This is a genomic window from Pseudalkalibacillus sp. Hm43, from assembly GCF_054170705.1.
On record NZ_CM135129.1, the window covers coordinates 426588 to 439997 of the forward strand.

Sequence of the window (13410 nt, forward strand, 5' to 3'; positions counted from 1 at the left end):
TTGGCGAATGCAGAGAAATATTTAGATTTACCATTAGAAGATATCATCGGCGATCGTTTTGGCCGGTATAGTAAATACATCATTCAGGAACGTGCACTACCAGATGCGCGAGATGGCTTGAAACCTGTACAACGACGTATTCTTTATGCCATGTATCAGGATGGCAATGTGTCAGATAAACCGTACCGGAAGTCGGCTAAAACAGTCGGTAACGTGATCGGGAACTTCCATCCACACGGCGATACGTCTGTATATGATGCGATGGTCCGTCTCAGTCAAGATTGGAAAGTCAGGAACGTCTTGGTTGAGATGCATGGAAATAACGGTAGTATTGACGGGGATCCGCCAGCTGCGATGCGTTATACCGAAGCAAGGCTATCACCGATCGCTTCCGAACTGTTAAAAGACATCGAGAAAAATACCGTTGATTTCACACCGAACTTTGATGACACACAAGAAGAACCGGTCGTCTTACCGGCACATTTTCCTAGCTTGCTCGTCAATGGTTCCACAGGGATATCTTCCGGTTACGCAACTGAAATTCCACCTCATCATTTAGGTGAGGTCATTGATGCTGTGACCATGCAGATCGACAATCCGGAATGCACCGTGGACGAATTGATGACGGTCATCAAAGGTCCTGATTTCCCAACTGGCGGAATCATCCAAGGCGTGGACGGCATTAAACAAGCCTACGAAACAGGTAAAGGAAAAATTGTCGTCCGTGCAAAAACTGAAATTGAGGATCTACGAGGTGGACGTCAGCAAATTTTGATTACCGAAATTCCTTATGAAGTGAACAAGGCGAACCTCGTCAAACGTATGGACGAGCTTCGATTGGATAAAAAAGTGGACGGTATTTCTGAAGTGCGTGACGAGACCGATCGTACTGGTCTTCGAATCGTAGTGGAATTGAAAAAAGAAGCGGATTCACAAGGGGTATTGAATTTCCTCTTCAAAAATACTGATCTGCAAATATCGTATAACTTCAACATGGTTGCGATTCACAACCGTACCCCACAATTGATGGGCTTGAGACAATTGATTGATGCTTATATCCAGCATCAGCGTGAAGTGGTCACGAACCGCTCCAACTATGAGCTGAAGAAAGCACAAGATCGTCAACATGTCGTTGAAGGTTTGATCAAGGCCATTTCAATCTTAGACGAAGTGATCTCCACGATCCGTGGTTCGAAAGATAAGAAAGATGCTAAGCAAAACTTGATACAACAGTTTGAATTCACGGAGCCACAGGCAGAAGCCATCGTAACGCTCCAGCTTTACCGATTAACGAATACGGATATACAAACACTCGAAAAAGAAGCGGAAGAACTGAATAAGCGGATTCAAGAATTGCTTGCCATTTTGAACAGTGAACGTAAGTTGCTCTCCGTTATCAAAAAAGAATTATCAAGAGTGAAGAAAACGTATGCAGATGACCGAAGATCCGTCATAGAAGCGGAAATCTCTGAAATCAAAATCAATTTGGAAGTCATGATTCCATCAGAAGATGTCGTCGTTTCTGTCACGAAAGAAGGCTACGTGAAGCGTACGAGCCCCCGTTCTTATGCAGCATCTAATGGTGAACCGCCTGGGATGAAAGAGACCGATCGGGTTCTGAGAACGTTCAACGCCAATACGACCAACACGATGTTGATCTTTACGAACAAAGGGAATTACTTGCACATACCTGTTCACGAGCTGCCGGATATTCGTTGGAAAGATGCCGGTCAACACGTCACGAACATCGTTTCGATCGATCGAGACGAATACATCATCGATTCAATGGTCATTGAAGAATTCAAAAGCGATGAGTTCATCCTGTTCTTTACAAAAAATGGCATGGTGAAGCGAACCGAATTGAGTAATTATAAAGCACAACGATATTCGAAACCGCTCATGGCCCTTAAATTGAAAAATGATGATGAGTTAGTAGATGTCTATATTACAGATGGTCAGCAAGAAGTCTTCATTGCTACACGAAACGGTTATGGTCTCTGGTATGAAGAAGAAGAAATCAGTATCGTTGGACAAAGAGCGGCAGGTGTCAAGGCGATCAATCTAAAAGATGGTGATTATGTCGTCAGTGGCTTTATCAAGGATAAGGAATCGAAAACAGAGATGGTGTTGGTTACAAATCGCGGCGCCGTCAAGAAAATGCGATTGGAAAACGAATTTGAGAAAACAACCCGAGCGAAACGTGGCGTAGTCATGCTACGTGAGTTGAAAAACAATCCACATAGGGTGGTTGAAGTCATACATGTCCAAGACAAGGATTATATCATCATGAAGGCAGAAAAAGGGAAGGAAGAAACCGTTGATCCTGCACAGCTACGTCCAGCTGATCGTTATAATAACGGTTCCTTCATGATAGATGTCACTTCAGAAGGCCCAGTTACGGAAGTGTGGAAAGTGGAAAGAGAAGAAGAGGAATAACATAGTATGTCAGGCTACCTATGTATTTAGGTAGCTTTTTTTCTTATGAGGTTTGTTAAACTAGATACATATCCTGTAATTCGTAAGGGGGGATTCGTTTGGACATTTTTTCAATTCTGATCGGGGTTGGTGTCTTTTTCTTTATCATTTTTCTTGTAGCGATTTCCGCTTCGATTAAAAATCGAAATAAAAACTAGATAGAGGTTCTTTTGTAGTAAGAAGGAACTGTTCGGCAAAACCTAGCTCTAATTTCGAGAAACACATTCCTAATATCGAGAAACGCATCCTTATTTTCGAGAAACGTACAAGGATTTTGGCAAAAAGAACACTTGTATTCGAGAAACAAGCTCTTATCTCACCCCAATTTGCGGTTAGTTTCAATAGGGGTTGTGCAAGTAAATTATAGCGTCCGTATATTTATGTAAAACACTAGGGAATGGAGAAAAAGACGTTGGGAAAGTCAATTTATAAAAGCTTAAAAGGTAAAAAACACATTGAAGAACACTATGAATCGTATATGGCTTCCTTTGAACATGAATTCGAGCGGGAACATGTCATGACACGGTTTGGAAATACACATGTTTTGGTAGGTGGACCTTCTGATGGGAAACCTCTTTTCATCTTACAAGGGGGCAATTGCATCAACCCGATGACATTGTCCTGGTTCTTGCCATTATTGGATATATACAGAGTATACGCTCCAGATACAATCGGACACCCCGGTTATAGTGACGAAGTACGTATATCTGCCAAAGATGATAGTTTTGCAATTTGGGTAAGTGACTTGATGGATCATTTCGGAACCACTAGTAGTGCGTTCATTGGCCCCTCTTATGGTGGAGGGATCATTTTACGGTTGGCTACCTATTTTCCAGAGCGGATTAAAAGTGCAATATTGGTTTCTCCAGCAGGCATTCGCTTGGGATCCAAGTACGATATGATAAAAAGGATTCTCATACCTCTTCTTATGTTCCAGATGACTTCTTCAGACACCTATTTGAGAAGGATAACGGATACCATGTCTGATCACTCCATGAAAGAGGTAGATCATAAAATTATCGGTGATATTTTCAAGCATCTTCGATTAGAACAAGACATGCCGAAACTTACTTCGAGGGACGATCTAACGAATTTTCATGCCCCTACTATGGTCATTGCTGGGATCAATGATGTTTTCTTTCCGGAAAAGAATTTAAAAGCTGAAGCTCATGAAATCATTCCTAATCTGAAATCTTTCATAGGGTTTGAAATGGGACATTTTCCTTCGGGTGATCATCTCATCGAAATGAACAAAGAGATCATGTCATTTTTACAAGTTCACTACTCATGATGACGAGATATGGAGGTGGAAAGCTTGTTCCAAGCAGTATTCATAGACAGGGATGGAACGATAGGGTGATCGATGGACTGATATGGTCGCTGCAGAGGATGCAGGTTGTTATAAGATCTTAGTCAAGACCGGTTCAGGTATGGATGCTTCTGAAAAATACCGAGGTTCGAAGTACTATGGGAAATGGGGAAAGGTAACTCCGGATGTGATAGCGGAAGACTTTGTGAGCGCAGTAGATTGGATCGTAAATAAGGGAAAGAAAGATGGTTACCACACAAAGGGAAAAATGAAGGCAAAATGATCCTCTTTTTCGTTATTACATACTAGTAAAATCAACTTAGAACAACTGAATTGTTTGAAAGGATGTTTCTTTGAAAAAATCATTTTTATTTGGCATTTGTTCATTATCAATATTAGCAATCACTTTGTTTTTTGATGTATCGTTGTTCTTCAAAATATCAGCAATCATGAGTGTTGCTACCATTGCTTTATCTGGCATACTATTAGGTTCATTTGTTCGGAGAACGAGAGATGTACAAAGCGGAGATGCGGATGAAGATCGAAGAAATCGAGAACTTGGCCAAAATGTCGTCTTATTTGGATTGCCCTTTATAGCAGCTACAATTTTTACAACGTTTATCATTTATTAAACAGTAAAAAGCTGGCCATTAAGCCAGCTTTTTAAATAAATTTATTTGTTATTGCTGTTATTCTTCAATAGAACTTTGAGACCTTGTCCCATATCTGAAGCTAGAATGTAATTCTGATCAACAAACACTCCCCAGAAGAAAGCCTGTTCAGGTACATATTGACCGATTTGTTCGGGATTCGCCGGGTCTGTAATGTCTACAGCCCTTATCCCTCCTGCATAGTGAGAGAGATAGAGGGTGTTACCGTGAACCTTAGGATCGTGGACGGTATTTGCAAAAGTAACGCCATCTTCTACATGATCCACGAGATCCGTTTTGAAAGTACTAAGCAGTTTAGGATTCGTTTTATCCTTTATATCAAAAATCCGCGTATAGCCATACGATCTTTCATAACCTTCTCTTGTAGGGTGGTATACTTCTCTTGTTTCAACCAACACATTCCCACCTTTTGCAAGCGCAGAAGAGTGAGCCGCTCCTTGTACATCTGGCCCGAAATCGGTTCTGCCAAGATACTCAACATCATATGGATTTGAAATATCTAGAATGATTGTACCTAGATCCCAGAACGAAAGGAATGCCGTTTTACCTGTCTGATCCGTCATTGTACTATGGTTGAATGCAGGACGGGTTTTTCCGTCTGGTGCATGCCAGTGATATCCATTGAAGTCCTCCGGAACCTCTTCAATCATCCTTGGGTCGAATTCATAAACCGTTTGTGGATTTGAAGGATCTGTGACATCTACTAATGCGAAATCCTTCTGTTCTCCATGCGTATAGTAATCTGCATAAGGGTTAGCGGTCAATACGACTGGTTTGTTCCCTTGAACAGTCAAGTATAGTTCATGTGTGCCTCGTACTCTTTTATCAAGCTCCCAGAATCCAAGCTTTTTCGGGTTGTGTGGATCGTTTACATCATATAAAAGGAAACCACCCTTTGAAAGCGCATTGTTGACATTTAGCTGTTGTACACTTACAACCGCTAAATCTCCTTTGAAATAAGGGGTGTTGACCGTTTTAACAATGACTTTTTCTTGCCATGTACCAGGAATGTCGTCAGCAAACTTCGCAATTTCTACTGGGTTAGAAGGGTCCTTCAAATCGAAGATCCTTACTCCACCGTTCCCGCCACCAGAAGTATGGGTGCCCAGATATGCAAACCCTTTATGGGCATAAACATCAGCTGTGGAATTCTTTTTCCCGTTGTACTCTTTGATTTGAACAGCAGCCGCTTCATTCCAATGGTTGAGGTTCTTCGTTCCTTCCAACTTTGGAATTTTATTTAATTGTTCACCATCTTGTGCTCCCTTTTCTATGGACACATCATCCAAATTATCATGGGCCGAAATTGACGGAGATAACAAAGACAAGCTCATGATCCCTGCTAGTGCTACATTCGTGACAATTTTCTTATTCAAAATAACGCCTCCTTTTGTAAATACTTCCAACAAAATACCACAATACGTTTGAATTTTCAGCAAATTTCTGATAAATGAACCCATTAGCACGCCTTTCGTTTACAATAAATGGGAAATGCTGACTACTTCACAAATAATTTAACCAAATACATGTAAATAGACCTGATTCCAAAAAAGGAGAACAATGGCCAAGTACGTTATAAATTGAAAGGCTGTTTTTTATGCATATAAACCACAAACTCGCTCAACACTATGTTAGAGGAGGTTGTGATGATGGAAAAAGAACGATTTTCTGCTGTACGGAAAGACGAGAACGGAAATATCCAAATGTTCAAAACGAGTTTTGGAAGAGAATTATCTTACCCGGAAGCTATTCAAGAAGTCGATCAAGAGCGGATTGAAGGGGTCAGTGTCATCCGTGAAAAGGATGGGGAAACTTATATCCGCTCCAACCCGGATAACCGAAAAGACAATAATCTAGACGGTCTACCCATTTTTTAGGGCTGGTAAAAAGCCAGCTCTCTTTTCGTGCAAGCATATTTCTTTGCTTACTTTTTGTTAGGTGATATTATACTATATGTAAAATAAGTTACTAAATAAAAGTAACAAAATAACAATTATTAGGAGGAACCAACATGGCAGAAGTACTATACATTACTGCAAATCCTAAATCAGTGGAAGAGTCCCTCGGCTTAACCGTAGGGGAGGCATTCATTCAAGAATACCGGGAAGCCAATCCGAATGATGAGGTCATCCGCCTTGATCTTTATGATTACGATATCCCCTATATTGATACCGATGTTTTCAATGGGTGGGGCAAACTTCAACAAGGAACAGCTTATGAGGAATTGAGCCCAGATGAACAAGACAAAGTAAGAAGAATCAATGTACTTACCGAACAATTCAAGAAAGCTGACAAATATGTATTCGTAACCCCACTTTGGAATTTCAGTGTACCTCCAAAGATGAAAGCGTATATTGATACGATCTCTATTGCTGGGTCCACTTTCAAATATACAGAGAACGGACCAGTTGGTCTCTTGGATAACAAAAAAGCATTACACATCCAAGCACGTGGTGGTATATATTCAGAAGGACCTGCTGCAGAGCTTGAAATGGGTGATCGTTACATTAAAGCGGTCATGGGCTTCTTAGGCGTTGAAGATACAGACTCCATCATCATCGAAGGTCATGCCTTCATGCCGGAAAAAGCGGAAGAAATCAAAACCGCAGCATTGGAAAAAGCTAAATCTTACGCAACACAATTTTAATAAAAAGAGGTTGAACCTGTAATAGGCTCAACCTCTTTTTTGTTTATCTTATTCATCATGTGGTCGATAGGGTACTTGATCAAGCGGGACAACTAAGGAGTAGTCGTATCCAGAAGATTGTGATGGTACTGCACCGTTTTGATAATCCATGACTGAATCATTGAGTGGATTGTCATTCTTCACATTTTCGAATGTGGGAACATGATTAGACGGAATCTCTTTTTGATGATCGAACATTACTATCCTACCTCCTAATTCTGGAAGTTTATTTTCATTTATATTCCACACCAAGTGACCAATACCTTTATACAATATGGAATTTCATGATTTCTTATTCTTCTTGTCCATACCACTGGAATAAATTGCACAAGGTACAGTATTGTAAGTTAACGCCTGTTATGTTACCTTATAGTCACAAGTTACTTTTGAGTCACATTTTAGGAGGAGATAAAAGTGAACAAAGATTTTACAACGATTCTGGATATTCCGGTATCCAGTTCAGAACTCTACAAGGCGATTCACACTGAGGAAGGTGTACGGAATTGGTGGACGAAGTTTGCTAATATCAGTGAAGAGGTAGGAGGCATATCAGAGTTCAGGTTTCCTACAGCTGGATTTTATGTTGTAGCAGAGAATGATCAATTACAACAAAATGAAGTTGTGATCTGGAAAGTCATTGAGTCTCGACACCCTGAAAAGAGCGGGTTTAATGACCTAGAGGATTGGGTCGGAACAACTATCCGGTTTGAAATTGAGCATGTGAACGAAAAGGATTCCCGTCTTCACTTTGTCCATGAAGGCTTAACACCGAAACTGGAGTGCTACGAAGCTTGTGAAAACGGATGGGCGCACTATTTGAACAGTCTAAAGAATTATGTGGTCAATGGACAAGGTGAGCCTTACACAGATGATTCAGAAGACAACATCAAACAAAGTGGAAAGAAGTGAGTGTATACAGGGAGATGCTGTGATCAGCAGTATCTCTTTTTGTATTTTGAGCATAATCGAACACACATTTGCATTTCCGTGATAGAATAAACGAAACACCAATGAAAAGGGGGATTCACGTGCCGCAATTTCTGTTCAAAGTGGTAGAAGTGGAAACGTTGGAGTCGGAATCCGATGATCCCCGTCTTATCAATCGCGTTGCAATCGTAGACGCCGAGGTGATTGATAAACAATCTGGGGATACGATCTACAGAGGCAATTTCGACGTTTTGTTCAATGAAGATGGCGTTTACCCTTCCATAAAAAAAATCAATGCAATCAATGTACCTAAATACATAAAAACGGAATTACTCTTTCAATCCAAACGCTATATCAAACGCTTAAGAAGATGGCTTTAAGTAAGGGCTCGTCCGAGAAGTGATTAACACTTTCTATGGATGGCTCTTTTTTTATGGAAAAAAATGAAACCATTTTGTAAGTCCCTCGTCTAAGTTACGATTTTAAACAATACAGAGAGAAAGGGGTGAATCAAGTGCCTGAATTGGAAGAAGGACGCTCTAATTATACAAGGGATGAAACCATTGTCTATCTTATGGACGAATACGGTGACATGGTGAAGAAACTGGCATTTACATACGTCAAGGATATCAGCCTTGCAGAAGATATTGCACAGGATGTCTTCATCAGTTGCTATCACCACTTACATCAATTTGAAAAGCAATCCAGTTACAAGACCTGGATTTATCGGATAACGATCAACCGTTCATTGGATGTCCTTAAGAGTAGTCATTTTAAAAAATGGCTGCCTTTTAAAGTCGAACGACACAAAGCCGGAAGTGATCTAACACCTGAATTAAAGCTCATCCAAAAAGACGAAAAGAAGTTGATAACTGCATCCCTTCTGGGTATCCATCCAAAGTACAGAGGAATTCTTTATATGTTTTATTATGATGGATTGAAAATCAGAGAGATCAGTGTGATTACAAAGCTAAAAGAAGCGACCGTCAAAACCCGGTTAAGCCGTGGGAAGCAATTATTGAAACAGGAACTTGAAAGGAGAGGTTTAGAGCTATGAAGAACGAACAGTTTGATAACCTCAAAAAACGGTTGGATGATGAAGTTTATCGAGACCTGAAATTTTCTAAAACTGAAAAAGATGAGGTGATGATTCAATTGAAAACGGATCAAAGAAAGAAAACCCGTCCTATTGTCAGATGGAGCATGAGTGTAGCAGCCATTGTAACTTTGTTGTTGTTCGGAGGGATTTTACTTACCCAAGGGTTAGATTCAACAGAAAAAGCAAATCAGCAGACGACCGAACCTTCAGAAGAAACGCTTGCTTCAGATGATACACAAAAAGATCAAACCAAAGAAGATGTCACAGATGATGCGGTGAGCGCAAGTGGGAATGGTTTAAATAAAGAGTGGAAAGATGTATCCGATTTTCACAAAAATGATCCGGAAAACGATGCTGCAGCTCATAGTCTTGGGGAGTTCATACAACAGTATGCAGAAGAATTAAATGAACCTGTTCCAGTTCAATATGAGGATGATCCAGTTTATTACAGATGGCTCGCTGCAACCGTTTCAAGTACTGATCTCAGAAATAAACTTGTGGATGGTGAAGCGATTGAAAAAGATTTCAAAAACTTATTCGATTTAACACTCATCATCCATTGGGAACAGATCAACCGCTATTTACCTTTAAATAAAGAAGGAAATCCTATGGACTATCGCGATGAGTGGCTTGAGCCGAGCGATCGATTAATCCAAGCCATTGAATATTCAAAACAGCTAACCCACGATTTGAACGTGGTAATCAATAAGGATGGGCAAGGAGAAACTTACGGTGTTGCCCATATGCTGGATGGCGAAAAAGCAACGGAAGTAGAACAATTCATTCAGGCGGAAGAATTTAAAGACATGTGGATTGAAGACTAAATAATTTTGCATAGAGTACCGAAAATAAACCGCTTCTCATATGATGGAGCGGTTTTAAATTGTTTGTAAAATTCTTAATCTTGACAACTTTAGCGGATTAAAATAACCTAACCACATACGTTTTCAAAAATGAGGAGGTATCCAATTGATTCGTGTTGCTTTGTTAAGTAAATGGCATGTCCATGCAAAAGATTATGCACGCGAAGCTAGCGAGATAGGAAATATACAGATCAAAGTGGTCTGGGATAACGATGTGGACCGTGGTTCTGAATGGGCAAACGAGTTGGATGTTCGATTCGAAGATAATCTGGAGAATGTCCTCAACGATCCAGATGTTGATGCGGTCATTGTGAGTACTGCGACAAATCTACATAAAGAAGTGATACTAGCTGCTGCAAAGCACAAGAAACATATTTTCACAGAAAAAGTTTTGGCATTCACAGTTGAAGATTGTCAGGAAATTTATCAGGCGGTCAAGGAGAACCATATTGAATTGATGGTATCCCTACCAAGATTGAAAGACGATTATTACTTATATGCGCAAGACGTCGTTGACCAGGGACTCTTGGGTGATTTGACAACCATTCGCTGTAGGGTTGCTCACAATGGTGCCGTTTCTCAGGAGGGTCATCCGAACGGATGGTTGCCATCCCACTTTTTCAACAAAGAACAATGTGGTGGGGGTGCCTTGATTGACCTAGGAGCCCATCCCATTTATCTGACGAACCGTCTAGCAGGACCTGTAAAATCAGTCATGGGTCAACTGCAGCAAACAAAAGGTTTTGAGGTGGATGACAACGCAGTAGCAATTGTTGAATATGATTCTGGAGCGATCGGTATTTTGGAAACGAGTTTTATATCGACTGGAAGTCCTTTTCAGCTTGAGCTATATGGAACAGAAGGTACCTTGTTGATTGAAGACCGAATGATTCGGCTGAAATCTCTACAGTATGGTGAGGATTGGCTAACGCCAGAGGAGCTTCCACGACCAGACGAGACACCTATGGAGCAATGGGTGAATGTAATCCAACACGGAGTGCCTACACGCATATTGGAATCTGATGTGATGGCATTGACCATGGTTAACGAAGCGGCAAAAATCTCCCATGAACAAAACCGGAGAGTCTTAACGAAGGAACTGAGCAATACCATAAAAAATGCATGATCAGGAGGGTGTCCCAATGACGAATAAATTGAAAGTAGCCATAATCGGCGCTGGTGGAATTGCACAAGCCGTACACATCCCTAATTATCTCAAATGTAGTGACCGCATCGAAATTGTAGCAATTTGTGATGTTGTTCCAGAAAAAGCTCGTGAACTCGCAAGTGAAGTGAAAGCTCCTTACGCTTTTTCTGACTACGTAGAAATGTTCAATATGGTTGAAATTGATGCAGTGAGCATTTGTACACCGAACAAATTCCATTACCCTGCAACGATGGCAGCGATTGAAGCGGGATGTCATGTGCTCTGTGAAAAGCCACCTGCAATGACGGTCGAGGAAGCGGCTGAAATGGCAGAAGCAGCAGAAAAGGCAGGCAAAATCCTCACTTATGGATTCCATTACCGTCATGCACCGGAAGTCGAAGCATTAAAACGATTCATCGACCATGATGAGCTGGGGGAAATCTATGCAGCCAATGTACGCGCCATGAGACGGCGTGGTATTCCGGGCTGGGGTGTTTTCACCAATAAAGAGTTGCAAGGTGGTGGACCGCTGATCGATATCGGAGTACATATGCTCGATACGGCACTTTACCTTATGGGATACCCAGAACCAGACACGGTGTTCGGAGTAACTTATCAGAAGCTTGGGAAGCAAAAAGGCGTCGGACTGATGGGACCCTGGGATTGGGAGAACTTTACGATTGAAGATATGGCACGCGGCATGATCACCTTCAAGAATGGTGCGTCCATCCTTTTGGATTCCGCATTCGCTGCTAATGTGGAGAAACATGATGAGATGAACGTGACACTTATGGGAGATAAAGGGGGAGCGGATGTCTTTCCGCTAAAAATTTATCAAGAAAAGCATGACGTGTTAATTGATACAACACCTTCTCATCTTCCTGTAAAAGGGCATCACGAACTTGAAATCGAACGATTCGTTGATGCTTGCTTGTCCGGCACACCAACGATCAGCAATGGGAAAGAAGGGGTCTTCCTACAGCAAATCATCAATGGCCTTTACGAGTCTGCCGAGAAAGGTGAAGCCGTAAAAATCGAATCGATCATCAAAGTATGACTAGAAGGAGGAGAGGCAGATGAATCGTTTGAAAGCCGGCATCATCGGGACAGGATTTTCCGCGATGTCACACTTGGAAGCGGTTAAACGCCTTCCAAACGTTGATGTAGTCGCCATCGCTTCAAGCCAGATGGAGAAAGCGAAAAGCGTCGCACAACACTATAATATCGATAAAGCATATGACAATGTGTCTGATCTGATTCAAGATCCTGATGTGGATGTCATTCATAATTGCTCTTCGAATCAGCTTCATTACCCATTCAATCGGGCAGTTTTAGAGGCTGGTAAACATCTATTATCAGAAAAACCATTAGCCATGAACGTTGAAGAATCCAATGAGCTCTTAGAACTGTCTAAGAAAGTGGGAAGTGTGAGTACAGTCTGTTTCAACTATCGTCACTTTCCTATCGTGCATGAAATGAAAACTCAATTAAGTACCGGTGAACATGGCAGAATGAATCTGGTATATGGCGGGTATGTGCAAGATTGGTGTTTATATGAGACGGATTACAGTTGGAGAATGGATCCAGAAAAAAATGGTCCTTCCCGTGCCATTGCAGACATCGGATCCCATTGGTGTGACACGATCCAATATGTCACAGGTCAAAAAATCGTGGAAGTGTTTGCAGATTTGAAAACCGTGCATCCTGTTCGTAAAAAACCAAAGCAAGAAGTGGCGACCTTTGGAGCCAATCAAACGGCTGAAACAGAAGACGTGAACATTGGAACAGAAGATTACGGCAGTGTACTCGTCCATTTTAATAATGGGATGCACGGGGTTTTTACCGTATCGCAAGTAAGTCCGGGACGTAAGAACAAGTTTTATTTCGACATTACGACGGAGCACACCACCTTCTCCTGGGATCAGGAGAAGCCGAACCGTTTGTGGATTGGAAAACGGAACGAAGCGAATCAAGAGCTGGTGAAAGACCCAGGTTTGCTTTCAACAGGTGCTGCAGACTTAGCGCATTATCCAGGCGGTCATCAGGAAGGATGGCCAGACGGGTTGAAAAACTTGATGATTGACTTTTACAGTACGATTGAAGGAAATAAAGGTAGAGATGCTTCATTTGCAACCTTAGAGGATGGTCATCGTATCATGCTACTGATTGAGGCAATACTCGAAAGTCACCAAACGAAAAAATGGGTCAAAATATCAGAACGGTAGGTGAATGA

16 protein-coding genes are annotated in these 13410 nt (G+C 41.4%); 13 read left to right on the forward strand and 3 right to left on the reverse strand.

What is annotated here, in order from left to right:
• From parC to ACXQIQ_RS02265, 3 genes are all read left to right on the forward strand, one after another.
• On the forward strand, nucleotides 1-2436 hold the full coding sequence (parC, locus tag ACXQIQ_RS02255; RefSeq protein ID WP_439300352.1) for a DNA topoisomerase IV subunit A: 2436 nt from the start codon (nucleotides 1-3) through the stop codon (nucleotides 2434-2436).
• A gap of 451 nt (nucleotides 2437-2887) precedes the next feature.
• Nucleotides 2888-3766: an alpha/beta fold hydrolase gene (locus tag ACXQIQ_RS02260; protein ID WP_439300351.1), complete on the forward strand. Its 879-nt coding sequence runs from the start codon at nucleotides 2888-2890 to the stop codon at nucleotides 3764-3766.
• Nucleotides 3767-3848: 82 nt separating this feature from the next.
• A complete protein-coding gene (locus ACXQIQ_RS02265; protein ID WP_439300350.1) occupies nucleotides 3849-4067 on the forward strand; it encodes a hypothetical protein in 219 nt (72 codons plus the stop codon).
• A 36-nt stretch (nucleotides 4068-4103) separates the two neighbouring features.
• Here the strand turns inward: ACXQIQ_RS02265 and ACXQIQ_RS02270 are convergent, their stop codons facing one another.
• Nucleotides 4104-4265 (reverse strand): hypothetical protein, encoded by a 162-nt coding sequence (locus ACXQIQ_RS02270; protein WP_439302033.1) that lies wholly within the window; start codon nucleotides 4263-4265, stop codon nucleotides 4104-4106.
• Between ACXQIQ_RS02270 and ACXQIQ_RS02275 the strand changes: the two genes are divergently transcribed.
• Nucleotides 4234-4416 (forward strand): hypothetical protein, encoded by a 183-nt coding sequence (locus ACXQIQ_RS02275; protein WP_439301953.1) that lies wholly within the window; start codon nucleotides 4234-4236, stop codon nucleotides 4414-4416. The genes ACXQIQ_RS02270 and ACXQIQ_RS02275 overlap by 32 nt on opposite strands.
• A gap of 41 nt (nucleotides 4417-4457) precedes the next feature.
• On the opposite strand, the gene ACXQIQ_RS02280 is transcribed toward ACXQIQ_RS02275, so the two are convergent.
• Nucleotides 4458-5831, reverse strand: a complete 1374-nt coding sequence (locus tag ACXQIQ_RS02280) for an LVIVD repeat-containing protein (RefSeq protein WP_439300349.1) — start codon at nucleotides 5829-5831, stop codon at nucleotides 4458-4460.
• A 270-nt stretch (nucleotides 5832-6101) separates the two neighbouring features.
• Between ACXQIQ_RS02280 and ACXQIQ_RS02285 the strand changes: the two genes are divergently transcribed.
• Together ACXQIQ_RS02285 and ACXQIQ_RS02290 are read left to right on the forward strand one after the other, a co-directional pair.
• Entirely contained in the window at nucleotides 6102-6332 is a 231-nt protein-coding gene (locus ACXQIQ_RS02285; RefSeq protein ID WP_439300348.1) for a DUF3892 domain-containing protein, read from the forward strand.
• Nucleotides 6333-6466: 134 nt separating this feature from the next.
• Nucleotides 6467-7102: an FMN-dependent NADH-azoreductase gene (locus ACXQIQ_RS02290; protein WP_439300347.1), complete on the forward strand. Its 636-nt coding sequence runs from the start codon at nucleotides 6467-6469 to the stop codon at nucleotides 7100-7102.
• Nucleotides 7103-7150: 48 nt separating this feature from the next.
• Here the strand turns inward: ACXQIQ_RS02290 and ACXQIQ_RS02295 are convergent, their stop codons facing one another.
• A complete protein-coding gene (locus ACXQIQ_RS02295) occupies nucleotides 7151-7339 on the reverse strand; it encodes a hypothetical protein (RefSeq protein ID WP_439300346.1) in 189 nt (62 codons plus the stop codon).
• A gap of 216 nt (nucleotides 7340-7555) precedes the next feature.
• Between ACXQIQ_RS02295 and ACXQIQ_RS02300 the strand changes: the two genes are divergently transcribed.
• From ACXQIQ_RS02300 to ACXQIQ_RS02330, 7 genes are all read left to right on the forward strand, one after another.
• The gene (locus tag ACXQIQ_RS02300; RefSeq protein WP_439300345.1) at nucleotides 7556-8050 is read left to right on the forward strand and encodes an SRPBCC family protein; all 495 of its coding nucleotides are present in this window, start codon (nucleotides 7556-7558) and stop codon (nucleotides 8048-8050) included.
• Between the two features lie 119 nt (nucleotides 8051-8169).
• Entirely contained in the window at nucleotides 8170-8448 is a 279-nt protein-coding gene (locus tag ACXQIQ_RS02305; RefSeq protein WP_439300344.1) for a hypothetical protein, read from the forward strand.
• A gap of 134 nt (nucleotides 8449-8582) precedes the next feature.
• Nucleotides 8583-9125 carry a sigma-70 family RNA polymerase sigma factor gene (locus ACXQIQ_RS02310; RefSeq protein WP_439300343.1) on the forward strand — a complete coding sequence of 181 codons (543 nt, stop codon included), beginning with the start codon at nucleotides 8583-8585 and terminating at the stop codon, nucleotides 9123-9125.
• Complete coding sequence (locus ACXQIQ_RS02315) at nucleotides 9122-9991, forward strand: hypothetical protein (RefSeq protein ID WP_439300342.1); 870 nt, start codon at nucleotides 9122-9124, stop codon at nucleotides 9989-9991. The genes ACXQIQ_RS02310 and ACXQIQ_RS02315 overlap by 4 nt, the downstream gene beginning before the upstream one ends.
• 145 nt (nucleotides 9992-10136) lie before the next feature.
• Nucleotides 10137-11156, forward strand: a complete 1020-nt coding sequence (locus tag ACXQIQ_RS02320; protein ID WP_439300341.1) for a Gfo/Idh/MocA family protein — start codon at nucleotides 10137-10139, stop codon at nucleotides 11154-11156.
• 16 nt (nucleotides 11157-11172) lie between these two features.
• Nucleotides 11173-12234, forward strand: a complete 1062-nt coding sequence (locus tag ACXQIQ_RS02325; protein WP_439300340.1) for a Gfo/Idh/MocA family protein — start codon at nucleotides 11173-11175, stop codon at nucleotides 12232-12234.
• Between the two features lie 19 nt (nucleotides 12235-12253).
• Complete coding sequence (locus tag ACXQIQ_RS02330; protein ID WP_439300339.1) at nucleotides 12254-13402, forward strand: Gfo/Idh/MocA family protein; 1149 nt, start codon at nucleotides 12254-12256, stop codon at nucleotides 13400-13402.
• Nucleotides 13403-13410 lie beyond the last annotated feature (8 nt).